This window comes from Comamonas kerstersii, assembly GCF_002056725.1.
Classification (GTDB): Bacteria; Pseudomonadota; Gammaproteobacteria; order Burkholderiales; family Burkholderiaceae_C; genus Comamonas; species Comamonas kerstersii.
In genome coordinates this window covers 924,412-947,501 of the sequence record NZ_CP020121.1, presented here as the reverse complement: position 1 = coordinate 947,501, position 23,090 = coordinate 924,412, and the positions used below count along the sequence as shown (strand labels likewise).

General features: G+C 61.0%; 23 protein-coding genes. 3 read left to right on the top strand and 20 right to left on the bottom strand.

Going from position 1 to position 23,090, the window contains the following annotated elements; translation table 11 throughout:
* Positions 1–8 precede the first annotated feature (8 nt).
* The 19 genes from B5M06_RS04450 to flgB form a co-directional block, all read right to left on the bottom strand.
* Positions 9–1,154, bottom strand: a complete 1,146-nt coding sequence (locus B5M06_RS04450; protein ID WP_240183996.1) for a DUF1513 domain-containing protein — start codon at positions 1,152–1,154, stop codon at positions 9–11.
* Positions 1,155–1,161: 7 nt separating this feature from the next.
* Positions 1,162–2,181, bottom strand: a complete 1,020-nt coding sequence (locus tag B5M06_RS04445) for an imelysin family protein (protein WP_077393427.1) — start codon at positions 2,179–2,181, stop codon at positions 1,162–1,164.
* A complete protein-coding gene (locus B5M06_RS04440) occupies positions 2,181–3,656 on the bottom strand; it encodes a di-heme oxidoreductase family protein (RefSeq protein ID WP_054066010.1) in 1,476 nt (491 codons plus the stop codon). The genes B5M06_RS04445 and B5M06_RS04440 overlap by 1 nt, the downstream gene beginning before the upstream one ends.
* A gap of 153 nt (positions 3,657–3,809) precedes the next feature.
* Positions 3,810–4,991, bottom strand: coding sequence for an imelysin family protein (locus tag B5M06_RS04435; RefSeq protein WP_054066009.1), 1,182 nt, complete (start codon positions 4,989–4,991; stop codon positions 3,810–3,812).
* Positions 4,992–5,178: 187 nt separating this feature from the next.
* Positions 5,179–6,120: a PhzF family phenazine biosynthesis protein gene (locus B5M06_RS04430; protein ID WP_054066008.1), complete on the bottom strand. Its 942-nt coding sequence runs from the start codon at positions 6,118–6,120 to the stop codon at positions 5,179–5,181.
* A 102-nt stretch (positions 6,121–6,222) separates the two neighbouring features.
* The gene (locus B5M06_RS04425; RefSeq protein ID WP_054066007.1) at positions 6,223–7,407 is read right to left on the bottom strand and encodes an aminotransferase-like domain-containing protein; all 1,185 of its coding nucleotides are present in this window, start codon (positions 7,405–7,407) and stop codon (positions 6,223–6,225) included.
* A 230-nt stretch (positions 7,408–7,637) separates the two neighbouring features.
* The gene (locus tag B5M06_RS04420) at positions 7,638–8,237 is read right to left on the bottom strand and encodes a LysE family translocator (RefSeq protein ID WP_054066006.1); all 600 of its coding nucleotides are present in this window, start codon (positions 8,235–8,237) and stop codon (positions 7,638–7,640) included.
* Between the two features lie 144 nt (positions 8,238–8,381).
* Positions 8,382–9,641, bottom strand: a complete 1,260-nt coding sequence (locus B5M06_RS04415; protein ID WP_240183995.1) for an HDOD domain-containing protein — start codon at positions 9,639–9,641, stop codon at positions 8,382–8,384.
* 34 nt (positions 9,642–9,675) lie between these two features.
* On the bottom strand, positions 9,676–11,037 hold the full coding sequence (gene flgL, locus B5M06_RS04410) for a flagellar hook-associated protein FlgL (protein WP_080025165.1): 1,362 nt from the start codon (positions 11,035–11,037) through the stop codon (positions 9,676–9,678).
* A 25-nt stretch (positions 11,038–11,062) separates the two neighbouring features.
* Positions 11,063–13,081, bottom strand: a complete 2,019-nt coding sequence (gene flgK / locus B5M06_RS04405) for a flagellar hook-associated protein FlgK (protein ID WP_054066003.1) — start codon at positions 13,079–13,081, stop codon at positions 11,063–11,065.
* A 22-nt stretch (positions 13,082–13,103) separates the two neighbouring features.
* On the bottom strand, positions 13,104–14,063 hold the full coding sequence (flgJ, locus tag B5M06_RS04400; protein WP_054066002.1) for a flagellar assembly peptidoglycan hydrolase FlgJ: 960 nt from the start codon (positions 14,061–14,063) through the stop codon (positions 13,104–13,106).
* Positions 14,060–15,205, bottom strand: coding sequence for a flagellar basal body P-ring protein FlgI (locus tag B5M06_RS04395; protein ID WP_054066001.1), 1,146 nt, complete (start codon positions 15,203–15,205; stop codon positions 14,060–14,062). The genes flgJ and B5M06_RS04395 overlap by 4 nt, the downstream gene beginning before the upstream one ends.
* Positions 15,206–15,226: 21 nt before the next feature.
* Entirely contained in the window at positions 15,227–15,967 is a 741-nt protein-coding gene (locus B5M06_RS04390) for a flagellar basal body L-ring protein FlgH (RefSeq protein ID WP_054066000.1), read from the bottom strand.
* Between the two features lie 116 nt (positions 15,968–16,083).
* Positions 16,084–16,866: a flagellar basal-body rod protein FlgG gene (gene flgG / locus B5M06_RS04385; protein ID WP_054065999.1), complete on the bottom strand. Its 783-nt coding sequence runs from the start codon at positions 16,864–16,866 to the stop codon at positions 16,084–16,086.
* Positions 16,867–16,902: 36 nt separating this feature from the next.
* Positions 16,903–17,640, bottom strand: coding sequence for a flagellar basal-body rod protein FlgF (gene flgF, locus B5M06_RS04380; protein ID WP_054065998.1), 738 nt, complete (start codon positions 17,638–17,640; stop codon positions 16,903–16,905).
* Between the two features lie 35 nt (positions 17,641–17,675).
* Positions 17,676–18,872: a flagellar hook protein FlgE gene (gene flgE / locus B5M06_RS04375; RefSeq protein WP_054065997.1), complete on the bottom strand. Its 1,197-nt coding sequence runs from the start codon at positions 18,870–18,872 to the stop codon at positions 17,676–17,678.
* A gap of 17 nt (positions 18,873–18,889) precedes the next feature.
* Positions 18,890–19,540 carry a flagellar hook assembly protein FlgD gene (locus B5M06_RS04370; RefSeq protein ID WP_054065996.1) on the bottom strand — a complete coding sequence of 217 codons (651 nt, stop codon included), beginning with the start codon at positions 19,538–19,540 and terminating at the stop codon, positions 18,890–18,892.
* 23 nt (positions 19,541–19,563) lie between these two features.
* Positions 19,564–19,968 carry a flagellar basal body rod protein FlgC gene (gene flgC / locus B5M06_RS04365; RefSeq protein WP_054065995.1) on the bottom strand — a complete coding sequence of 135 codons (405 nt, stop codon included), beginning with the start codon at positions 19,966–19,968 and terminating at the stop codon, positions 19,564–19,566.
* Between the two features lie 25 nt (positions 19,969–19,993).
* Positions 19,994–20,419, bottom strand: coding sequence for a flagellar basal body rod protein FlgB (gene flgB, locus B5M06_RS04360; protein WP_054065994.1), 426 nt, complete (start codon positions 20,417–20,419; stop codon positions 19,994–19,996).
* A 173-nt stretch (positions 20,420–20,592) separates the two neighbouring features.
* Here flgB and flgA point away from each other — a divergent pair, with 173 nt between their 5' ends.
* The 3 genes from flgA to B5M06_RS04345 all read left to right on the top strand — a co-directional run bounded on the left by flgA (position 20,593) and on the right by B5M06_RS04345 (position 22,220).
* Positions 20,593–21,327, top strand: coding sequence for a flagellar basal body P-ring formation chaperone FlgA (gene flgA, locus B5M06_RS04355; protein WP_054066021.1), 735 nt, complete (start codon positions 20,593–20,595; stop codon positions 21,325–21,327).
* A 93-nt stretch (positions 21,328–21,420) separates the two neighbouring features.
* Positions 21,421–21,747 carry a flagellar biosynthesis anti-sigma factor FlgM gene (flgM, locus tag B5M06_RS04350; protein ID WP_054065993.1) on the top strand — a complete coding sequence of 109 codons (327 nt, stop codon included), beginning with the start codon at positions 21,421–21,423 and terminating at the stop codon, positions 21,745–21,747.
* 107 nt (positions 21,748–21,854) lie between these two features.
* Entirely contained in the window at positions 21,855–22,220 is a 366-nt protein-coding gene (locus B5M06_RS04345) for a hypothetical protein (protein WP_054065992.1), read from the top strand.
* Positions 22,221–22,372: 152 nt separating this feature from the next.
* Here B5M06_RS04345 and B5M06_RS04340 read toward each other — a convergent pair whose 3' ends face one another.
* Positions 22,373–23,089, bottom strand: coding sequence for an RNA polymerase sigma factor FliA (locus B5M06_RS04340; protein WP_054065991.1), 717 nt, complete (start codon positions 23,087–23,089; stop codon positions 22,373–22,375).
* Between the last annotated feature and the right edge of the window lies 1 nt (position 23,090).

Sequence of the window (23,090 nt, the reverse complement as noted above, 5' to 3'; positions counted from 1 at the left end):
AGATTTTTTCAGATCTGCACCCAGTGGTTATCCAGCGCCAGTGGTACTGCTGCAGCAATGGTCTGGCCTTGAGGCCATTGCAGTACCTGATGGCTGCCTCCAGACCACAGCATGGCGCTACGTGCTTTCAGAGAGTGGGTCACCACGCTGTCGTTGCTGATGCAGTACACGCCTTGCTGCGTGTTCTGTTGCACGCACTGGGCGGTGCCGTCTGACGCTTCAGGAGGAAGCCACCACGTCAGTGTGTTGGCGCGTGGGCAGCTGACAGCAAAGTGTGTGCCGTCGCTGCTGATGTCGCCGCCATAACCTTGCCATTGCGCGCCTGCAGGCAAGGGCACGGCATGCAGGTGCTGGCCGTCCAGCAGGGCCAGTACCGGGGCGGACTGCTTGTGCTCGGGGTGGTCATGCTCGGCCTGCAAGGCAATGCCCAGCCAGCGCTGCTGTGGTTCCCATGCGACCGCTGGCCCCCAGGCCAGGTGGCGCAAACTCAGGCGACGATCTGGCAAACGCCATTGGCCAGCAATGCTTCCAGCATCTTGCGGGCTCAGTCTGACAATGGAGGAGTCCATGTGCGTCAGCTTGAGCTTGCGCCTCCCGGTCTCGGGCTGAGTGGGAATGCCACCATTGGCCACCATGATGCTTCCGTCCTTGTCCAGCAGCAGCTGGTGAGGGTCCATGCCGCCTGTATGCCATTCGGCAATTTTTTCCAGGGTGTGTACATCGCGCACGCCAATCAGCCCCTGGCTGTCGGCCAGATCGGTTTCCGTGGTGTACAGGTGCTGGCCATCCAGGCTGGCAATTACATGTCCGTTGAAGGCCCGGTCAGGCTCAATCCACAGCCATTGCTCTTGTCCGCTCGGCGCAATGTGCAGCAACCAGTCGCCGGGGCGGCGGCTGGCAAACAGCAAGCTGCCATCTGCCAGCTGTGTCATGCCATGGGCTCGGGTCGGAATGCTGTGTGCTTGCACGATGTGCAGTGGCTGCTCAGGCGCACTGGGGGCGGCCAGTACACCCACAAACAGGTCTGAACCTTGTGCCCATGCAGCAGCAAAGCGCACGTGCTGGCTGTTGGCTCTGTTTTGGCCCCATGTATGCAGGGGCAGCATGGCTAGCACAGCCATGCTTTGCAGCCATTGTCTGCGAGTCGTTGGCATGGGAGTCTTAGTCGCCATCGGCGTCAGAAAAGCCAATGCTGATGTCCAGGGCCATGGCCACATCGGTTTCTACCAAATGCTTCAGCTGGCGGAGCGCTTCGCTGGCAGGTGCGATAGCCTGTAGATCGGGTGCTGTGACTGCACGCATCGCCGCATCTGCTTGCTGGGTTGCGGTGCGTAATGCTTGTGCCAGGTGACTCCATCCCCTGGCTTCTACCAGCGCAGTAATGCTGACATGGTGGGGCTGCTGGGGCATGCCAATCGCCAGCTGTTGAAGTGCTGCCCACTGTGCTTGCCAGCTTTGCAGCGTGCCCTGGCTGGCGGCGCGGGTCAGCTGTGCGGGTTTACTGGCTGTGGCACTGCGCAAGGGCTTTTCCATAGACTGCCAGCGCAAGCGCTCCAGACCACCAATCCATTGGTTCAAGAATTCTGCATTGCTCTCAAAGTCCAGTGGACTATCTTGGGCAGCAGCCTGGTTGGCCTGATACAAGGCCAGCAGCTCTTGGGCAATATCGGCAGTCACCAAGGTGGCGTAGTGGCACTGTGGCGTGTGTGGCTGAGCTACCTCGGTCCACAGCAAATACTCTGCGGCAGGCAGCCCTTTGGCTGGTGCGCCAATGGTTTCCATGGCAGCCAAATCTTTGGGTGCTTTACGCAGGGCGGATTTGAGCAGCGGCATGCGCATGGGCTGAAAGTCCACCATGCGTGCTGTGCGGCGTTCAATTTGTGGTCCCATCGCAAGGGTAGATAGGCGATCCCACTGCTGGCTGGTTTGCACAAATTGCGTACGCACTGCGGTGATGTCTGCTTTGCCAGCGCAGTAGTTATGCATGCGTTGCTGTAACTGGTTTGCGGCGGCACTGGTCTGCGCTGACTGCGGCACAAACCATTGGCTGTACAAGGCTTGAGCAGCAGCGCCTGAGGTCAGAGGCGCTGCAGAGCGAACAGGCGTCTCGGTGGTGGTCGTGCAGGCGCTGAGGAGACATATCGAGAGCGCGGCAGGGATAGCGAGAGAGAAGTTGCGCATTACAAAGATTCCACAAATTTCACCAAAGCCTCACGGTCTTGGGCGGATAGATGGCGGAAGTGTTCCTTGGCTTGTTCCGCCTCACCGCCATGCCACAGGATGGCCTCAGCCACGCCGCGGGCACGGCCGTCGTGCAGCAGTCGATGGTGCTTGTTCACGGCTGGCAGCAGGCCGATGCCCCACAGAGGCGGTGTGCGCCATTGGCGGCCATTGGCGGCAAAGTCAGGGCGGCCGTCAGCCAGTGCCTCTCCCATGTCGTGCAGCAGCAAATCGGTATAGGGAGTGATGGTCTGGTTGCTGAGTGCCTGGCTGCTCAGGCTGGGGAACAGGGCTTCACCAGTTTGGTAACTGGGACGGTGGCATTGCGCGCACTGTGCAGCATGGAACAGCGCTTGGCCGCGCAGCACTTGCTCGTCTTTCGGGTTCCTGCGAGCAGGAGGCGCGAGAGTGGCTTGGTAGAAGATGACGTCATCGAGCACATAGTCTTCAATTTCCACACCATCTTTGCCGGGTGCATTGCCGTTGGGGGCCGCAAGGCAATCGGCTTGTGCCGCGGTGCATGTTTGCTGCGGGAAATGCTTGGAGGTAATGCCAATGTCGCCGTGGAAGGCAGCCGCTGTTTGGTGCGCCAGGCTGGCGACGTTGGCTTTCCATCCAAAACGGCCCAGCATCATGCGCTGCCCGTAGGCATCCCAGACGTAGTTAGCCTGGCCTTTGATGGGGCCGGCAGTGGCGGCTTGGGCTGCGGCATTGGCCAGAATTTCCGATTCAGGAATGGCTTCTAGCAAACCCAGTCCGATGACTTGCGGCGCAATGCGTGGGCTGAACATGAAGTCTGCCGCCATGGGGCCGTAGCCCAATTCTTCAAAATGGTAGATGGGCTTTTCCAGCGTGTAGGCTGTGTCATCGGCATAGTGGCCATGGACGGTTTCGTAGCTGATTTTGAGCTGCCCTTCTCCTTTGACACCATTGATACCCATGGTGTTGAACTGGTCGCCATAAACGGGCTCATGCTTAGGGCCGCCGTGTGTATCCGTGCCGGGTACAGACAGACGAATCAGCAAGCCCGCAAAAGGCTGGGGCGTGAGAGGGTTATGAAAATCAGGCGGCTGCGCACGGCCATCCTGCACGTGGCAGCCACCGCAAGAGCGTGCCAGGAAGTGGGGCCCCAGACCGTCGCGCGCCGTGGTGGAAGCGGGGGCCTGTACCCAGTTGCGCTTGAAGAAAGAGTTGCCAACGGCAAAGCGCGTGCGCTCGGCATCGTTCAGGTTGGCTGCAGGCAAAGAAAACGCATTGCGCCCGTTGGAGTACACCGTAGTGTTGCCCCCAGGTAAAGCATCGGCATCAGGCGGTGCAAACAGTTGCGAAGGTGTGCTGCTGCTGTTGGAGTTGGAGTCGCTAGACTGTTGTGCAGAACACCCCGCCAAAATCAAGGCAGAGGCCAGTAGCGTCATGTGAACGGGGAGGTGCTTCATTGCGTAGATTCCAGGCAATAGACAAAGTCTAAATTTGATAGCTATAAAAACTGAAGCTGCTAGCGCTTGTTTTGACTGAATTTCAAAGAGATAAAGCTTTGAAATTCAGCTGTACCAAGCGATAGCAGCTCTTCTTTTTAATCAACGCAAGGTTTAGGGTTCGACCAGATTCAGCTGTTCAAAGCCAACAGCCTTGGCGGCTTCTACCAAGTCCTTGCTTTGCTGGGTCAGTGCATCAATGGTGGTTTGAATCTTGGCACGTGCAGTACTGTCGCGTGCCCCTTGGATGGCTTGGTCAAATGGTGCGGGAATGGCATTGGCTGCAGCCACAGACTTTGCAATCTGCAAGGTGGTTTTTTCTGCAACCGCCTTATCATGGGCCGCCACCCAGTCACGCAGGCCGGGGCCCTTGAGTTCGGAACCGTCCAGGCGCTTGTAGCTGCCCAGCCAGACGTTTTGAATGCCCTGGGCATTGGCGACGGCATCACGGTGGGTGTTGTCCGAGAAGCAGGAGTGCTCATCTTCCTGGTCACGGCTGGCCATGGCTACTTCCAGACGCTCTCCTGCCAGCTCTCCGCGGGACAGGGAGCCCAGGCCCACAAAAATCTTGCGCAAAGATGCTTCGCCACCTTTTTCAAATTCCGCGCGGAAGTTGTCCTTGACGCCGGGCTTCCATTGATCCGCTACGGACTGCAGATCCTCCAGCAGCAGTTCTGTGACCACCTGCAGATATTGACGGCGGCGGTCTGCATTGGGGGCCTTGCCATCGATAAAGTCTGTAAAGGGGCGTGCGCCGGGGCCGTTGTCATTCAGGTCCTGTCCCCAGAGCATGAACTCAATGGCATGCCAGCCGGTGGAGATGTTTTCTTCACCATCGTGCTCGTTCAACTCAGCCAGACGCTCTTTGGTGATGGCTTCGCTGCGGTTATTGATGAGGCCAGCTTTTTCATCGCCCACAACATAATCCACATAGGACTCGTCCATGGGCCAGGCATTGATCTGGCCTTCGGGGCCATCTTCGTTGTCAATCGGACCGTCGTAGAAGCGGAAAGCTTCGGTCTGCCCGTAGAACTCGCGCGCATTCAACCACGCTTTGCGCGCTGCATCCTGGGTAGCCTGGCTGGGGTTGGCGATGAAGGCATCAATCGCTTGCTGCATCTGCTTGGCTGCCGCAATGCTGTCGCTGTAGTTGGCATATACCAAGCTGCTGTAGTGCTGCAGCACATCCTGTGCCTGAATTTGGCTGGTAGCGGCAGCTGCCGGTGTAGTTGCAAAAGCAGGTGCAATGGTTGTAGCGCCCAAAGCGATGGCGCTGGCAATCAGGTAGCGATACATAGAAGTAGGCAAAGAGGCTGAAAAGCAGCAATTCTAAGTTATTGAGAATTGTTTTTATTTGCTTTTGAGCAATACCTGCTTGCGTCTGTAAGAGGCAATGCAGGTGATGCAACAGCCTTGGCAGCGGGGCATCAGACGTGCTGCACGGGAGCTATGTATCGGTTGCCAGCTGGGGATTGCAGATGCTTTACAGCATCACGCTGCCCTGCACGCAGGTGACGGTCTGGCCGCCCACCCAGACCTGCCCGGCGGCATCCTGGTGGATGGCAACCCAGCCGTCACGGCCCACACAGGCGCCCTGGTTGGCCATGTAGGGGGCCTGCAGGTGCTCCTGGCTGAGCAGCCATTGCGCCAGGCTGCCATTGAGGCTGCCGGTGACAGGGTCTTCCACCCCCGTGGTGGAAAAGGCGCGCACTTCCAGCTGGGCCTGGGCCGATGGCGCGTGCTCTGCACGCAGGCCGGTAGAAAACGCCTCGGCTTCGCGGCAGGCACGGCCAATGAGTGGGGTGGCGTCACCATCCTGATAGAGCGCGGCCACGCCCACTTTGTGACCCAGCGCCTTGATACGTGCCAGGTCAGGCTCCAGCGCCAGCACGGTGTCGGGGCTGTCCAGCAGCAGGCACAGCCAGTGGGGGCCGTTGTCCAGATAAGCTGCGTCGATGACCTGCTCGGTGGTGATGCCTACGGCATCATAGATTTCATGCAGATTGGCGGGCAGTGGAATGGCGCTGGTGGACGGGTTGGCGAACGACAGACCATCGGCCGTGCGTTCAATGGTGATCAGTCCCTTGGCGCATTCCTGCACGATGTGCCCGGCCTGCTGTGGCTGCCCGCCCTGCGCCAGCCAGGCGTGGCAGGTACCCAGTGTGGGGTGTCCTGCAAACGGCATTTCCGCCGCTGGCGTGAAGATGCGCACCTGGTAGTCCGCACCCTGGGCGCGTGCCGCTGCGCTGGGCGGCAGCACAAAGGTGGTTTCCGACAGATTCGTCCAGCGTGCAAAGGCCTGCATCTGTGCGGTGTCCAGCCCCGTGGCATCCAGCACCACGGTCACCGGATTGCCCTTGTAGGGCATGGCGGTGAAAACGTCGACGGTCATGAAGGGGCGCTGGATGGGGCGAAGGCTGTGCATGGCAAGAGAAATCCGAAGGCAAAGAAAAAGCGCACAGCCTGTACAGACTGTGCGCTGAGAACGATACGCGACCTGCTGCCGCCGTGCAGGCGGCGCAGCCAATTACTTGGCTTGCAGGGCGCGAATGGCGGCAGCCAGTGCTGCCACGCCCTGGCGGATTTGCTCGGGCGAGACGGTCACATAGGACAGACGCAAGGTGTTGGTTTCTGCTTCATCGGCGTAGAAAGGCGCGCCGGGCACAAAGGCCATGCCGCGCTCCACCGCTTCGGCCAGCAGCACCTGGGCATCCATGCCTTCGGGCAGGCGCACCCACAGAAACATGCCACCCACGGGGCGGGTCCAGGTCACGCCCAGACCTTCCATTTCGGCTTCCAGTGCCATCAGCATCACATCGCGCTGCACCTTGTACATGGCACGGATGGTGGGGATATGGCTGTGCAGGAAACCGTCCTTCATGACTTCAGCCACCACGCGCTGGTTAAAGCTGGGGCTGTGCAGGTCAGCCGCCTGCTTGGCCTGGGTCAGCTTGCCGTAGACCGACTTGGGCGCCACGATGAAGCCCACGCGCAGGCCGGGGGCCAGCACCTTGGAGAACGATCCCATGTAGATCACGCCCTCGGGGTTGCGTGCGGCCAGCGGCAGCGGGGGCTCGCCTTCGTACCACAGGTCACCGTAGGGGTTGTCTTCGATCAGGGGGATGTCCAGTTCCCTGGCCTTTTCCACCAGCGCCTGGCGGCGCGCTTCGCTCATGGTGTGGCCTGTGGGGTTCTGGAAGTTGGGCAGCACATAGGCCAGACGGGCCTTGTTCTCGCCGGTGCCCACCTTGGCGGCGAAGTCGTCAATCAGCATGCCTTCGTCATCGCTGTTCACGCCCACGGGGGTGGGCTCAAACGGCGTGAAGGCCTGCAGCGCACCCAGATAGGTGGGCTTTTCCACCAGGATGCGGCTGCCCTTGTCGAGGAAGACCTTGCCAATCAGGTCAAGCGCCTGCTGGCTGCCGGTGGTGATCAGAATCTGGTCGGGGTTCACATCCCAGGGCAGGAAATCGGCAATCGCCTGGCGCAATGCAGGGAAACCTTCGGTGGTGGAGTACTGCAGTGCGGCTGCACCGTCACGCTCCATCACGGTGTTGCAAGCTTGGGTGAAAGCAGAGATCGGGAAACTGGCGGGCGAGGGCAGGCCACCGGCCATGCTGATGATGCCGGGGCGGTCAGTCAGCTTCAGAATTTCGCGGATCGCGGAGGAGTTCATCTTGGCTGCACGTGCAGCCAGGGTCCAGTTCGTCATAACTACTCAATCTCAATAAGCCGCGCGCGCACAGTGCGCGTGCTGGCGAAAGCTTGTTGCAAAGAGCATACCGTTGTGCAGCATGGCCATGCAGCCCCGGGTAATACGTACGTAGCCGGGCCGACAGTGGCAATGACACCGGGGCGCAGGGTAAGGCGGCGGTGCCGATGCAGCTATTGTGAAGCGAAGTATTGCTGCCTGCTGACGCACAGGTGAAAAAAACATGGTGTTCAACTTTGCAACATCCAGATGGCCGTCAGCACCAGCAGTGCAGCCATGCCGCGGTTGAACCACAGCAGGCGCTGGCCCTGAGCCAGCCATTGGCGTAAAGCCGCGCCAATGCAGGCATAAAGCAGGTTGCTGCTGAGCGCGTAGAGCGCCATCACCGGCAGCACGACCAGCATGCGCGTGGTGACATCGCTCTGGCCTGCCACCCAACCGGCGACGATGGTCAACGCCAAAAGCCATGCCTTGATGTTCACGAACTGCAGCAAAACCCCTTGACCAAAGCCGACTTGCAGCTGTGCCTGCTGTGCCTGTGCAAGCTGGCCGCTGCGCGAGAGCTTGAAGGCCAGCCACAGCAGATAGGCAATGCCCACGCCCTTGATGGCCCAGCGCAGCGCCGGGATGCCTGTAACCAGTGCTCCCACACCCAGGGCGCACAGCGCCAGCAGCAGCACCCAGCCTACGGGCACGGCCAGCACAAAGCGCAGGCTGCGGCGCAGCCCATGGTTGGCGGCCAGGGCCGTAGAGAGCGTGGTGTTAGGCCCCGGTGTGAAGCTCATGGCCGTGGCCAGCACGAGCAGGGCGGTGAATTCTTGGAGTGGCATGCCGCAGGTGTACACAAAATGCCCAGACTCTAAAGGCTGGCTGTGCGGCAGGGCAGAGGATTTCTACCATGCATAAAAAAACGAAGCATGCAGCGCTTGTGCAGCTTCGTTTTCAGATGGTTTTGTATTGGAAAAGATTGCCAATCAAGCGCTGGCAGCTCTTGTTTTTGGAGTCGGTGACCAGGCGGGACGCTGGCTGGGCCATTCGCAGGCCAGACGCAGCAAGCTGCGGTTCACATGCTCGAGTGAGATTTCGTACTGCTCGCACAGCTGCGGAATCTGCATCAGGCTGTCTTCGCTTTCCATGGCAAAGGCCAGCTGCAGGCTGGGTGCGTAGGGGCCCTGACCGTGGATGGCCGCCTCAGGAATGCGCTCGGACAGCGGCAGGCGGGTGAGCGTGGTCTCCAGCGGCTCGTCCAGCAATTCGTTCAGACGTGCAAACAGGCCGCACAGATAGACCTCGCTGCGCAGCTCCTGGCTCACACCGGCATCGAGCAGGTGCGAAGTCAGCTGGGCGCGCATCACCGTAGCCAGGCGGATGGGCTGCAGGTCCTGGTCATGGCTGGCGTGTACCAGCTCATTGGCCAGCCATGCTTTGAGCGGCCCATAGCCCAGCATCACCAGCGCGCGGCGCAGGGAGTTGATGGGGTTGCGTGCACCCAGAGCGGCCGAGTTGGCATACAGCATGAAGCGGTAGGCCAGCAGCGGGTCCTCGCTGAGGATGGCTTCAAAGGTTTCGAGGGATTCGTCCGCATCCACGGCCTTGAGCAGGCGCAGCACATGCGCATGCATGGGGTAGAGCGCACGCGTGCCGCGCACACGGTGCAGCACGTCTTCCGTGGGCCAGCCCGCCACGGCGCTGGCCTGGTAATGCTCCAGGCAGTGCTGGACCAGCGTCTGGCTGTGGATGTCTTCGTACATCTGCCCCTGCAGCAGACCCAGCCCCTGCATGGCCGCAGGGTTGGCGCTCGCGCGCATCAGCTGCAGCGCCTGCTGGGGCGCCAGATGCAGCAGGCTGCAGGCATAGTTACAGGCCTGATTGGCACTGGGCAGGGCGTCCATGCCGCCGCGCCACACCAGACGTACACCGCGTGCACAGGTAGCGGCCACCTGCTCCTGCAGCGCAGGGTGCTGCTGCAGCCAGGGGGCACGCACTTCCAGCGCCCAGTGCGGGCAGGGCGTGATGTGCGTCAGCAGTGCCTGCAGCATGGCGGGCGACTGGGGCGAGAGCAACAGCAGCGGCGAGGTCGGTGCCCACATCTCCTGCAGGATGCGCAGCAGATGCGCCACGTCGGTCGGCCGCTCGGGGTCGTCGCGCAGGAACAGCTGCACGCCAGCGAGCTGGCGCTGCACATTCCACAGAGGGCGATAGCCCATCACCAAAGCGTTGAGAACAAATTCCACGGTTCAGTCCAGGTTGTCACATGCAGCTTGCAGCTTAACCAATGTAGTTAAACAGCGAGAGCTTCTGGATGGATGCATAGGACTGCAGGGCCGCGGAAACGGCCGTTTCCTGCGTTTTGAGCTGTGACAGTGCGGCCACCGCATCAATGTCTTCTGCAGCAGAGCGCTGGCTTTCCACCTGCTCGTTCAGTGCCAGCAGCGAGGAGTTCATGCGGTCCGCCTGATTGAGCAGGTCACCGGCCAGACCACGCACGGAGGAGATGCGGTTGAGCTGGGTGTCGATCTCGGCCAGCGAGTTCGTCAGGCCCTGTGTCAGCAGGGCCGATTTGGTGCTGCCGTCGGTATTGCCTGCGGTCTGCACGGTACGGATGGCGGCGTCCAGCGTGTCAAAAATCGACTGGGGCGCGCTGGCTGCGACCTGGAAACTGTCGCCCGCCTTGGGGTCGCCAGAGACAGTGATGTTCATACCCAGCACCTGAATATCCGCGCCGGACTTGAAGGGCGCGGCAGCAGATTCGCTGTAGACCACCTGGGGGTAGTCGGCCTCGGTTTCTCCTGCGGCTGCTGTGCTTGGGTCCCAGGTCTTGATGCCGGAGGGGGTACGCACCTGATACTGCAGCGCGCCGCTGGCGTCTTCAGAGAAGACGATCTCTGCGCTCAGTGGCAGGCGGATGCTGGCAGGCAGGCTGGTGCCACCAGACTGCAGGTTCTGCAGCTGCTGGGTCAGCGTGTTGAGCGACTCTTTCAGCTCATAGGCCGCATCCGCATCGGTGATGACGCCAACATTGGTGTGGGCGGTTCCCTGATTGTTCGCTCCCACGCCAATGGACAGCACACCATTGCCGGTCACTCCGCTGAAGAAGGCCAGACCACCGTCCAGCGAGTTGGTGATGGTGTAGGCATTGCTGTTGGTCTGGCCGGTCTGGATGCCGAGCCCGCCATTGGGGAATGGCTGGTTGGCATTGGTGTCCAGACCACGGAACAGGGGCAGGCCGTTGCTGTCCGTGCGGTTGACGTAGTTCAGGATCTGCTTGCGCAGGCTTTGCAGCTGCTCGACCAGGGTGTCGCGCTGTGTCTGGTTGTAGGAGCCGTTGCCAGCCTGCACCAGCAGACCACGGAAGTCCTGCATGGCACCGTTGATTTCACCCAGCGTCGATTCCGCATAGGTGATGGTGGCCTTCTGGGCTTCGAGCTGGCGCTGGTCCGTTTCAATGCGGCTCAGACGGGTGCGTGCACGCTCGGCCTGCGCGGCGGCCACAGGGTCGTCGCTGGCGCGAATCACGCGTTTGCCGGCCGAGGCATGTTCCATCTGGCTGGCCAGTTCGGCCTGTTGTTTGCCGATGTTGCGGATGGTCCGGTCGTACATGTGGGATGTACCGAAGCGAGAAATGCTCATGGTGTGCTCCTAGTGGACAGGCCGATTAGCGCATGGTGTTGAGCAGGCTGTCGAACAGGCTCTGCGCGGTCTGAATGATCTTGGCCGATGCCTGGTAGGCCTGCTGGTACTGCAGCAGACGTGCGGCCTCTTCGTCCAGATTCACGCCCGAGACGGCGGTCCGGTCCGCATCCAGATTGGCAGCCACGGTTTCCGACAGCTGTGCGGCGTACTGCGCGCTTTGTGTGCGAGTGCCAATCACGGCCATGGCCGAGGAGAAACCGTCACCCAGTGCAGTGCCGCCGTCAAAAATCTTGGCGTCACGCAGGCCCAGGAAGGCCGAGGCGTTGCCCGCGTTGAGCTTGAAGCCTTCATCCAGATCCAGAGCGTTGCCCACGCTGACCGTATCGCCCTGCTTGGGCGTGCCGGTCATGGTGATGCTCCAGCTCGCTACGCTGATAGGCTGGCCCGAGGTGTAAGTGCCGGAGGCGGTTTGCTGCTCCCAGGACTTGCTGGTGTCATTCCAGATGCGGTAGCTCACTTCGTAGCTGCCAGCATCGTCGGTGAAGCGGATGGTGGCTGGTGCATCCTTGGCGGGAATCTGGGTGTAGACCGTGGTGTCCACGCCGCCCACGGTGGTTGCCAGCTTGCCCAGATCACGGGCCTGCACACTGCTCAGCTGCAGCGTGCCGGTATTGGTGGGGCTGATGCTGGCGCTGAGTGCGCTGGAGACCGCCAGATCGTTGGGGTTGAAGACCAGTGCCTGGATTTCATCGGCCGCAATGCTGAAAGGCTGGAACAGAATGCTCTGGCCGACCTGCGCATTCGTGGCAATGCCTGCGGGTACTTCGAACTTCAGACCGTCTACGGTGAGGTCGATGCCTGCGTCGACATTGTCGATCGTGGTCTTTTGCCCATCGGACAGGCGGATCAGGGTAGCGCTGTTGCCGGGGCCAAACTGCAGCTGGTAGTCCGAGGCCACGAGCTTTTGCGAATCCACCACGCTGGCGCTGCCACGCTGGCCATCCAGGGCGTTGTCATAGCCGGTGATGTTGCTGGTGCCATAGGTTTGCAGGGTGAGGGCAAACAGGTCGGAACCATAGTTGCCCGACAGTGTCAGGCCCAGTCGGTTTTGCTGGTTCAGCTCGGAGCCAATGGCCAGTGCCAGACGGCCCAGCAGGTTGCGGCCCACCACCAGATCGTCATTGTTAAAGGACAGCAGACCGGCAATTTCTCCGCCTGCGACCATGGCTGGCTTGAGTTCCACTTCCTGCCCGTTGGGCTGGCTGAAATACAGCGACAGCTTCTGGCTGCCCGGGTATTCCTTGGTCTCGTCCACGCTGAGCTGGCCCGTGCTGGCACCGAGCACCAGCGCCTGGCTGCCCCCCACGAACAGGCTGATGGAGCCGTCATCGGCTTCCACCTGGCTGGTCTGGATGTACTGGTTGATCTCGCGCACCAGCTGGTCACGTGCATCCAGCAGATCGTTGGGCTGGTGGCCGCTGGCCAGAGAGCGGGCAATCTGACCATTCAGGCTGGCGACCTGGCGTGCCAGATCGTTGACCAGAATGACGTTGTTCTGCAGCTGCTGCTTGGTGGAATAGTCCAGCTCCTGCAGCGTGGCCGAAGCCGAGCGAAAGCGCGCAGCCAGCTCATTCATGCGGGTGAGCACGGTGTTGCGGGCCGTGCCGTCTGCGGGGGCAGACTCCACATCGGCAAAGGCATTCATCATGTCGTTGATGGCTGCACCCAGGCTGCCATCGCCGCCGGAGTAAATGTCCTGCATCTGCATCAGCGACTGGTAGCGGATAGCGTCTGCGGAGCTGGCTGCATTGGCCGCATTGGATTGCTTGCCCAGCAGCTCGTTGTAGTTGCGCATGATGGTCGCAACCTGCACGCCTTTGCCGACAAAGCCTGTGCCCATGTTTTGGCCAACCAAGGCTTTGGTTGCCACAGTCTGGCGCGAATATCCGGCAGAGTTGACGTTGGCGATGTTGTGACCCGTGGTGGTCAGTGCCTGTTGGTTGGCGACCAGTGCGGAGACGCCGACATTCATTAAGCTCATGTGCGAATCTTTCTAAATCTTCTCAACCTTGTGTGCCTTGCTGCACAGCCTGCACGCTCTGGATGGCGCGCGAGAGCTTGCTGGCGTAGAGCGGATCGGTGGCGTAGCCTGCCTGCTGGAGCGCGCTGGCATAGGCCGTGGCGCTGCCAGTGCTTTGCATGGCTTTGGCGTAACGCGGGCTTTCCTTGATCAGGCGGGCATAGTCGCGGAACGACTCCTCGTAGGAGTTGTAGGCGCGGAACTTGGCCTTGACCTTGCGGGGAATGCCGTCGATGTATTCCGTGGTGGTGATTTCTGCGACCTTGCCGCTCCAGCTGCCGCCCGCCTTGATGCCGAACAGGTTGAAGGAGTTGCTGCCGTTGTCGCCGCGAATTTCGCTGCGTCCCCAGCCGGTTTCATGGCCGGCCTGGCCCAGCATGTAGCTGGCGGGGATGCCGCTTTCGCGCGCCACGCGCTCGGCTGCTGCACCGTGCGCCTGCACAAACTGCTCGCGCCCCTTGGGTGAGGGCGCATAGGCATCCAGAAACGCTGTCGGGCCACCGATCGGAGTGCTGCCACTCAGGCCGGGATAGCGTGCGCTGCGGCTGGCAAAGCTCATGGTCGAGGGAATGCTGAAGCTGCGCTCACTGCCACCAATGCCTGCTGTGCTGCTCACGCCGGCTTCTGCGGGGTCCATGCCCATGGAGCGGGCAATCTGCGCGGTGATGGCATCGGTCAGCCCACCGGGCAGGCCGGACATGGAGACCGAAAACTGCTGGTCCAGCATGGAGTCCGCCAACTGCGAGCTGTCGTTGTCCAGCAGGCCGCTTTTCATGGTGGCCTGTCGCATGCTCTTGATCATCTCGTGCATGAACAGCGACTCCAGCTGCTTGGCCGCCTCACGGGCGGCCTGCGGGTTGCTGGCATTGGCCTGGTTCTTCAGGCTGTTGAGTGAATTGATATCGGTGGCCAGCGCCTGACTGGCACCCAGCGACATGCTCATATCACCTCCAACTCGGCATTCAGTGCGCCTGCAGCCTTGATGGCTTGCAAGATGGCCAGCAGGTCCTGAGGGGTTGCGCCCAGCGCGTTCAGCGAACGGACCACGTCCGTCAGCTGCGGCGAAGAGGGCACGCTGACGATCTTTCCAGGCTCCTGCGTCACATTGATATTGGTCTTTTCTGCCACCACGGTCTGGCCTTGCGAGAAGGCGCCGGGCTGGCTGATGACGGGGGTGGACTCAATGGTCACGGCCAGATTGCCGTGGGCAATGGCGCAGGGGCCGAGCGTGACGGCCTGGTTCATGACGATGGAGCCCGTGCGCGCGTTGATGACCACCTTGGCCGCTGGCTTGTTGATGGGCAGATTCAGCTCCTGAATGTCTGCCAGAAAGCTCACGCGTGCGCCAGGGTTCACAGGGGCGCGTACTTCCACCGTGCGGCCGTCCAGCGCCATGGCAGTGCCCATGCCGTGGCGGTTGTTGATGGCATTGACCACCTGATTGGCGGTCAGAAAGTCGGTCTGGTTCAGGCCCAGCTTGATGGTGTCGCCCTCATTGAGCGGGTTGGGCACGGCACGTTCGACCTGACCACCCTGGGGGATGCGGCCTGCGCTCAGGTGGTTGATCTGTACCTTGGAGCCGCCCTGTGCAGCGCCTGCGCCACCCACGATGAGGTTGCCCTGGGCCAGTGCATAGATTTCACCGTCAGCACCGCGCAGCGGGGTGGTGATCAGCGTGCCGCCCTTGAGCGACTTGGCATTGCCCATGGAGGAGACGTTCACATCGATGAACTGCCCCGGCTGGGCAAAGGCGGGCAGCTCGGCGGTGACGATCACGGCTGCCACGTTCTTGAGCTGCAGGTTGTTGGTGTTGGCGGTCGCTGGCAGCGTGATGCCCATTTGCTGCAGGTAGTTCGACAGCGTCTGGGTGGTGTAGGGCATCTGCGTGGTCTGATCGCCCGTGCCATCCAGGCCGACGACCAGACCATAGCCGGTCAACTGGTTCGAGCGTACGCCCTGTACCGAAGCCACTTCCTTGATGCGCAGTGCGTGCGCTGGAGTGGCCAGCAGGCAGCAGCTGGCTGCGAGCAGCGCCAGCGCCATGTGCGCGGCGCGGAATGTGGAGAGGGTGGACAGTACTTTCATACTGCCCAATTCTGGTGATCTTTAGAAAGGGATAAAGCTCAAAAAGAAGCGCGACAACCAGCCAATTGCCTGCGCTGAATTCTGCTGACCACGGCCGCGCGACTCCACGCGCACATTCGCCACCTGGGTCGAGCTGATGATGCTGTTGGGGCCCAGCAGATAGGGGTCTACCGTGCCGGTAAAGCGCAGCACATCGACGTTCTGATTCACGCCCACCTGTTTTTCGCCGGTGACCAGCAGGTGGCCATTGGGCAGCACCTCCACCACGGTGGCAGTGATGGAGCCTGCAAAGGTATTGGCGCTGGTCGTGCCACCGCCGCCCTGGAAATCGGCATTGCTGCCCATGCCCAGCTTGCCTGCGTTCTGGATGGTGTTGAGCGCACCGCCCGTCGCGAAGGGGAATTCCGTAATGCCTGCGCCGATGGAGCTGTCGCGGTTGACCGTCGATGAAGACTGCTGGCTGGCCGTGACCTTCTCAGCAATCTGAATCGTCACCAGATCCCCCACAAGGCGGGCACGGCGGCTTTCAAAAGGTGGGCGATAGCGGTTGGCCTGAAACAGACCGCCGGTGGCCTGCTGCTGCGGCTGGGGCGTGGTAATGGCCGTGGCTGGCAGCGGCTGGGTCTGGGCGTGCAGGTCTACGGGCGGTGGTTCGTTGAACGCGCAGCCGCTGGCCAGCACGCTGGCCGCACTCCACAGCGCATAGCGGGGCAGACGGGGCAAGGCAGGCAATGCAGAGATGCGGCGGACTGAGGCAGGCATAAACGCTCCGGCAAATATGAAAACAGAAGCGGCTATCGCTTGAATTTCAAGGGTTTCAGATAGTTTTTATATTGAAACCTTTGAATATCCAGCGCAAGGCGCTTCTAAAAGATGAGTTACAGCTGCGACAGCTTGGCCAGCATCTGGTCGCTGGTGGAGATGGCCTTGGAGTTCATCTCATAGGCGCGCTGGGTCTGGATCATGTTGACCAGCTCTTCCACCACGTTCACGTTGGAGGACTCCAGAAAGCCTTGCATCACCGTGCCCAGATTGTTGGTGCCGGGTGTGCCAGTCTGGGGTGCGCCGGAGGCGGCGCTTTCACGGTACAGGTTCTCACCAATGGGCTCCAGACCTGCTGGATTGATGAACGATGCCGTGTTGAGCTGACCGATCTGTGTGGGGATGGGGTTGCCCGTGGTGGTCACGGCCACGATACCGGTCTTGCTGATGCTCAGCTTTACGGCATCGGCAGGCACGGTGATGCCGTCCAGCAGTGGATAGCCGCCGGAGGTCACGAGCTGGCCGTTGGCATCCTTGCTGAATGTGCCATCACGCGTGTAGGCCGTGGTGCCATCGGGCATCTGAATCTGGAAGAAGCCATCACCGCTGATGGCCACATCCAGGTCCTTGCCAGTTTCGGTGGGCGTGCCCTGCTGGAAGTTGCGGGTCGTGGCCACGGTACGCACACCCAGGCCCAGGTGCATGCCGGTGGGCAGGTTGTTCTGCTCGTCGGCAGGGGCGCCCACCTGACGCAGGTTCTGGTAGATCAGGTCTTCAAAAACCGCGTTCTGGCGCTTGTAGCCGGTGGTGGAGACGTTGGACAGGTTGTGCGAGACCACGTCCATCTTGGTCTGCTGGGCAGACATGCCGGTCTTGGCAATCCACAGAGAATTCATCATGGTGAAGTTTCCTTCGCTAATGCGTTACATCACGGCTTAGCCGTTGAGGCTCAGCAGCTGGCTGGCCGTCTTGTCATTGTTTTCAGCGGTGGTCAGCAGCTTCATCTGCTGCTCGAACTGGCGCGAGGCGGCAATCATGCCGACCATGGCTTCCACCGCATTGACGTTGGAGCCTTCCAGCGCACCGGCCACCACGGTGGCGTTGGCGTCGGCTGGCAGATCACCTTGTGCGGAGCGGAACAGGCCGTCATCGCCGCGCTGCAGAGGTTGCTCTGCATTGGGGGTCACCAGCTTGAGGCGGCCAATGTTGATGGGGTCCTGCCCATCGAGGGTGGCGACCACCGTGCCATCGCCGCCAAAGCTGATGCGTGCGTTCTGTGGCACATCAATGGGGGCGCCGGCTTCGCTGAGCACAGCCAGGCCGTTGGCGGTTACCAGCTGACCTTCGGCTGTGACTTCCAGTGCGCCGTTGCGGGTGTAGGCCTCCAGACCGTCCAGCCCCTGCACGGTGAACCAGGCATTGCCACGCACCATCAGGTCGGTGTTCTTGCCGGTGGTGATGGCGGGGCCGGCCTGCTCGAGGTGGCCGGAGGTCGCATCCAGACCGAACACGCGCGTGGTGGAGCCCTGGCCCTGCAGTGGCACTGAGCGGAAGGTGCTCAGCTCTGCACGGAAGCCCGTGGTCGAGACATTGGCCAGGTTGTTCGACAGCACCGCCTGCCGCTGAGCAGCGGCGTTGGCGCCGGTCATGGTGGTGTAGATGATGCGGTCCATTGCAAACCCCTAAAAGCGCGTATTCAGTGCGGTGCTTAGCGCAGGTTCACCAGGGTCGAGAAGACCTGGTCCTGCGTCTTGATGGTCTGGGCGTTGGCCTGGTAGGCGCGCTGTGCGGTCATCATGTTGACCAGCTGGGCAGTCAGGTCTACGTTGGACTCTTCCAGGGCACTGCCCTGGATGGTGCCGAAGCTGCCGCTGTCGGCCGTACCCACGATGGCGGGGCCAGAGTCGTTGGACTGCATCCAGTTGTTGTTGCCGCTGGGCTGCAGGCCCTGTGCATTGGTAAAGCGTGCCAGTGCCACCTGTGCTTCGGGGCGTGTGATGCCGTTGGAGTAGGAGGCCAGCAGCGTGCCGTCGGCAGCGACGTTCACGGCGGTCAGCTCGCCGGAGGCATAGCCGTCCTGGCTCAGACGTGCCACGGAGAAAGCCGTGCCGTACTGCGTGATGCTGCTCAGGTCCAGCTGCACATCAAAGGGAGCATGTGCGCCGGTGGTGGGGTTGACCGTGACCTTCAGGGGAGAGGGGGTCATGCTGGCCAGCTTGCCGTCTGCATCGAACTTGACGGTACCGATCTCGGTGGTGCCGGTCAGGCTGTCGTAGAGCTTCCACTCGCCAATGTCCGACTTTTCAGCGTAGATGGACACGGCATGGGGGGCGCCCAGGCTGTCGAATACTTCCACCGATGTGCCATAGGTGGCGCGGTTGTGCGTGGGGCCTGCGATCTCGGCACGCGCATCCAGATTCATCACGGCCGTGACCTTGCTGGTCTGCTTGGCGGCAATGGGGGCACCCGTGGGGAAGGAGATGTTGGTCAGCGTGGTGCTGCTGCGCACGCCGGTGTCGGGGTCGATGGTGTAGCCCATCACCATGTCGCCATTGGCGCTTTGCAGAAAACCGTTCTTGTCGAGCTGGAACGCACCATTGCGGGTGTAAGCCGTGCCGCTGGGGGTCTGCACAATAAAGAAGCCATCACCATTGATGGCCATGTCCAGACCATTGCTGGAGGGCGTGATCACGCCCTGGCTGAACTGCTGGGCCACGGCTGCAACGCTTACACCGATGCCGGTGTTGTTATTGCTGGAAGCGCCCATGGCGCTGGCGACCATTTCATTGAACTCTGCGCGCGAGGACTTGAAGCCGACGGTGTTGCTGTTGGCGATGTTGTGGCCAATGACGTCCAGGCTTTTGCTGGAGGCATTCAGACCGGACAGACCGTGATGGAAACCCATGATTAGCTCCTGTGAATTCAGAACACAGCCTTGACGCTGTTGTAGTTAATGCTTTGGCCGTTCGCCAGTTCCAGCATGAGCGAGCCATTGGCAATGCTGGTGGCCACGACGGCATTGGGCGACAGCGTGGTCGCCTTGACGGCTGCATCGCCATTGCTGGCGCTGACCTTGAAGCGCAGATTGCTGGTGTCGCCGTTGTAGTTGCTGCCGTCCCAGGTGAAGTAGTTACGGCCTGCAGCCGCAGAGCCCAGCTCCATGGTGTCCACCAGCTGACCGCCGGCGGTGGTGATGGTCACGGTGACATTGGCCGCCGAGCCTTCCAGGTCGAAAGCGGCCGAGCCCTGGCCCTTGTCGGTCAGGTTCAGCGCATTGCCTTCGGACAGCACGGTGTGGCCAATCATGGTCGCACCCTGCAGCATCTGCATGGAAGCGAACTGGCTGGTCACGCTCTGCACGGTGTCGTTGAGCTTTTCGATGCCGCTGACGGTGCTGATCTGCGCCATCTGCGAGGTCATCTGTGCGTTGTCCATGGGGTTGGTGGGGTCCTGGTTCTGCAACTGGGCCACCAGCAGGGTCAGAAACTGATCCTGCATGGACTGCGCATCGGTGCCCGAGGACTTGGCGCTCTGGTTCAGCGCGGCGCTGGTGTTGTTGACGCCAGAAATCATGTTGGCCTACTTTCCGTGCAGCTTTACTGACCCAGCTGCAGCGTCTTGAGCAGCAGCGATTTGGCCGTGTTCATGACTTCCACGTTGTTCTGGTAGGAACGGGAAGCCGAAATCATGTTGACCATTTCCTCCACGGCATTGACGTTGGAGTGGATCACATAGCCTTGTTCATCGGCCAGCGGGTGCTCAGGGTTGTGCACGCGGCGGCCGGGGGTGTTGTCTTCGGTGATGTCCTTGACCTTCACGCCGGCAGAGCCTTCGGGTCCCATGGGTGCAGTCTGGAACACGACCTGGCGGGCCTTGTAGGACTCACCATCAGGGCCTGCAACGGCGTCGACGTTGGCCAGGTTGGAGGCCACCACGTTCAGGCGCTGCGATTGCGCGCTGATGGCACTGCCAGAGACGCTGAAAATGGAAAACATGGACATGGCGGAACTCCTTGTTCGTCAGTGCTTATTGGCCGGTGATGGCGCTGAGCATGGTCTTGGAATGCCCGTTGAGGAAACGCAGCGTGGCTTCATAGCGCACGGCGTTGTCCACAAAGTTGGCGCGCTCACGGTCCAGATCCACGGTGTTGTTGTCCAGGCTGGGCTGGGAGGACAGGGCATAGGCCAGCGGGCCCTTGCCGTCTGTGCCAAATTTTTCGGTGGGCAGTGGCATGTGCTCGGGGTGGCTGGTGCTGGCAGCCTGCAGGGCCTTGCGCACGGTGCCGTTTTCGCCCTGCGCTGCCTTGAGCGTCTTGGCGAAATTGAAGTCACGGGCCACATAGCCTGGTGTGTCTGCGTTGGCGATGTTGCTGGAAATCACACGTTGGCGTTCTGCGCGCAACAGCAGAGCGTCGCTGTGGAAATTCAAGCCGCCGGTCATTTTGTTGAGCATGTGATTCCTTGCAGTCGATAAAACAGAAAGACCATGCACCACCGTTCCGGGATGGGACTTTGGTGCGTGCAGCGATTATGAAAAGCACGCGTTTTTTCTAAAGTGGAAAGAAAGCGTGGATGCCTGTGCATTTCGGCGGTTCAAAAAACCGGGAGGGCTCTACAGTGCCTGCTATGCGAAAAAATGCCTTTTCACTGTCTGCTCAAACGGCACGCGCTGCGCTGCGTTGCTCTGTGGCTGCATTGCTGGCAGCCAGTGGCGTGGCAGCTGCGCAGGAAAGCCTGACGGACCTCAGCGACCAGTGGGTGCACAACGCGCTGGCGCAAAGCGAGATGCAGCAGACCATGCCTTTGCGCATGGAGGTGCAGGTCGGCAAGCTGGACCCGCGTCTGAATCTGGCACCTTGCCTGCGCATGGAGCCCTATCTGCCCAGTGGCAGCAAGCTGTGGGGGCGCACCCGCATTGGCGTGCGCTGCGTGGAAGGAGACAGGCCCTGGAACGTGTTCGTGCCTGTGACGGTGAAGGCCTTTGGCCCCGCCTGGGTGCTGACGCAAAATGTGAACATGGGCGAGCCGCTCACCATGAACCACGCCATGCAAAGCGAGGTGGACTGGGCCGAATCGCCTCATGCCATCATTGCGCTGCCGGATGACTGGGTGGGCAAGACCGCCGTGCGCAACCTCACCGCAGGCATGGCACTGCGTCAGACCATGGTCAAGGCGCCTGAGCTGTTCAAGGCGGGTGCTGGCGTCAAGGTGCTGGTGCAGGGCGCAGGTTTTCAGGTGACTTCCTCGGGCAAGGCCCTGCAGGGAGGCTCCGTGGGTGAGAGCGTGCGTGTGCGTATGGACAATGGCCGCACGGTGATTGGCACCGTCAATGCGCAGGGTGAAGTGCTGGTTGCACAGTGAAACAAGTGCTTTTGAAAGAAAATCCTAAAGTTTTCGTTACAAAGGCCGATAGCTAGGCTACAGAGCCCGAGAGCGGGAAATTGGAGTAAACACATGAAGGTCGGACAAAACACCAACGTAGAAATGCTGGCAGCCAAGCTGCAACAGCAAGCTACTCAGCAAACCCAGCAAAGCAAGAGTGGCACTGCCAGCGAGGTGGTGCACCAGGCACGCAGCAATGCGGCTGGCGTGCCTGTCACGGTCTCCAGTTCCGTGCGCACGCTGGATCAGAACGCCAAGTCTTCTTCGGACATCGACATGGCCAAGGTCAACGCCATTCGCGAAGCCATTGCCAATGGCACCTTCAAAGTCAACGCAGGCGTGATCGCCGACACGCTGCTGATTGATGCCTCTGCCCTGCTGGGCGGCGCACGCATCTGATGCTCTTGTGACTGGGCGCTGTGCGCCGGTACTGGCCTTCCGACCTTCGGCCATACTGGTGATCAGCGCCCAGATTCCGTTTTTACCGCTCCAACGCACCATCAGCCATGCAACTTAGCGAAGCTCTGGACCAAATCGAAGGCATGATCGACCTGGTCAATGCCTGCATTCAGAAAAACCAGCCCGAACTGACGGAACAGGCCGTCACGCAGCTGCGCCAGGGCATGGAAGCCTTTGCAGGCCTGGCCCCACGCTTTGGCCAGGAGCAGTTCACCGAACAGAACGTGGCGCGCATGCAGGCCCTGTCACAGCGCATGACACAAATGCGTGGCCATATGGCCAAGATGACGGCCATGACGTCCCAGCAGCTGGCCACGCTGCTGCCCGAGCAGTCCATGAACTTCACCTACGGCGGCAGCAGCAAGCCCGGCGCTGCAGCCTCTGTGGCGCGCATGTATCACATCAGTGGTTAACTGGTTTCTATAGCGGCTTGCGCTTATCAAGTAAGGCTTTCACATATATATCGCTGTGAATTCCTTGTAAATCAAGCGCCAGCAGCTATCAAAAAACAAAAAAGCGCCCGTGTGGCGCTTTTGTTTTGGGAGCGATGACGGCTTTAACTGCTTCAGTGCGCCCGCATCTTGGTGCGCAGGCGGGCAATGGCCTGGCTGTGCAGCTGGCACACACGCGATTCCGTCACATTGAGCACGGCGGCAATTTCCTTGAGGTTCATCTCGTGCTCGTAGTACATGGCCATGACGTACTGCTCGCGCTCGGGCAGGTGTTCGATGGCGGCCACCAGAGCCTCACGCAGGCGCACATCGCGCAGGATGGCGAACGGGTCGGCATCGGTGTCGGCCACAAAGCGGTCCAGAAAGCTTTCGCCTTCATCGTCGCTGGGAGAGATGTCTTCCAGGTAGATCAGCTGGGCGCCGCGCACCTTGCCCAGCAGAGACTGGTACTCGTCCAGCGGCATGTCCATGGATTCGGCAATTTCCGATTCCTTGGGCGCGCGGCCCAGCTCCTGCTCCAGCTTGTGGATGGCGCGTTCAATGTCTTTCTGGCCCTTGCGGGAGCTGCGGCTCATCCAGTCGTTGTCGCGCAGCTCGTCCAGCATGGCACCGCGGATGCGCTGGCTGGCAAAGGTTTCAAACTGCACGCCCTGGCTGGATTCATAGCGCGAGAGCGCGTCAGCCAGGCCGATCATGCCCACCTGGATGAGGTCATCCAGCTCCACGTTCGGGGGCAGCTTGGCGATCATGTGTTGCGCAATGCGGCGCACCAGCGGGGCATGCTGGCGAATCAGCGCATCGCGATCCAGGTGGCCATGGGCGGTGTACATG

Coding starts and splice junctions, on each gene's coding strand:
- B5M06_RS04450 (WP_240183996.1), bottom strand. CDS start 1,154: ATGCCAACGACTCGCAGACAATGGCTGCAAAGCATGGCTGTGCTAGCC.
- B5M06_RS04445 (WP_077393427.1), bottom strand. CDS start 2,181: ATGCGCAACTTCTCTCTCGCTATCCCTGCCGCGCTCTCGATATGTCTC.
- B5M06_RS04440 (WP_054066010.1), bottom strand. CDS start 3,656: ATGAAGCACCTCCCCGTTCACATGACGCTACTGGCCTCTGCCTTGATT.
- B5M06_RS04435 (WP_054066009.1), bottom strand. CDS start 4,991: ATGTATCGCTACCTGATTGCCAGCGCCATCGCTTTGGGCGCTACAACC.
- B5M06_RS04430 (WP_054066008.1), bottom strand. CDS start 6,120: ATGCACAGCCTTCGCCCCATCCAGCGCCCCTTCATGACCGTCGACGTT.
- B5M06_RS04425 (WP_054066007.1), bottom strand. CDS start 7,407: ATGACGAACTGGACCCTGGCTGCACGTGCAGCCAAGATGAACTCCTCC.
- B5M06_RS04420 (WP_054066006.1), bottom strand. CDS start 8,237: ATGCCACTCCAAGAATTCACCGCCCTGCTCGTGCTGGCCACGGCCATG.
- flgL (WP_080025165.1), bottom strand. CDS start 11,037: ATGAGCATTTCTCGCTTCGGTACATCCCACATGTACGACCGGACCATC.
- flgK (WP_054066003.1), bottom strand. CDS start 13,081: ATGAGCTTAATGAATGTCGGCGTCTCCGCACTGGTCGCCAACCAACAG.
- flgJ (WP_054066002.1), bottom strand. CDS start 14,063: ATGAGCATGTCGCTGGGTGCCAGTCAGGCGCTGGCCACCGATATCAAT.
- B5M06_RS04395 (WP_054066001.1), bottom strand. CDS start 15,205: ATGAAAGTACTGTCCACCCTCTCCACATTCCGCGCCGCGCACATGGCG.
- B5M06_RS04390 (WP_054066000.1), bottom strand. CDS start 15,967: ATGCCTGCCTCAGTCCGCCGCATCTCTGCATTGCCTGCCTTGCCCCGT.
- flgG (WP_054065999.1), bottom strand. CDS start 16,866: ATGATGAATTCTCTGTGGATTGCCAAGACCGGCATGTCTGCCCAGCAG.
- flgF (WP_054065998.1), bottom strand. CDS start 17,640: ATGGACCGCATCATCTACACCACCATGACCGGCGCCAACGCCGCTGCT.
- flgE (WP_054065997.1), bottom strand. CDS start 18,872: ATGGGTTTCCATCACGGTCTGTCCGGTCTGAATGCCTCCAGCAAAAGC.
- B5M06_RS04370 (WP_054065996.1), bottom strand. CDS start 19,540: ATGATTTCTGGCGTCAACAACACCAGCGCCGCGCTGAACCAGAGCGCC.
- flgC (WP_054065995.1), bottom strand. CDS start 19,968: ATGTCCATGTTTTCCATTTTCAGCGTCTCTGGCAGTGCCATCAGCGCG.
- flgB (WP_054065994.1), bottom strand. CDS start 20,419: ATGCTCAACAAAATGACCGGCGGCTTGAATTTCCACAGCGACGCTCTG.
- flgA (WP_054066021.1), top strand. CDS start 20,593: ATGCGAAAAAATGCCTTTTCACTGTCTGCTCAAACGGCACGCGCTGCG.
- flgM (WP_054065993.1), top strand. CDS start 21,421: ATGAAGGTCGGACAAAACACCAACGTAGAAATGCTGGCAGCCAAGCTG.
- B5M06_RS04345 (WP_054065992.1), top strand. CDS start 21,855: ATGCAACTTAGCGAAGCTCTGGACCAAATCGAAGGCATGATCGACCTG.
- B5M06_RS04340 (WP_054065991.1), bottom strand. CDS start 23,089: ATGTACACCGCCCATGGCCACCTGGATCGCGATGCGCTGATTCGCCAG.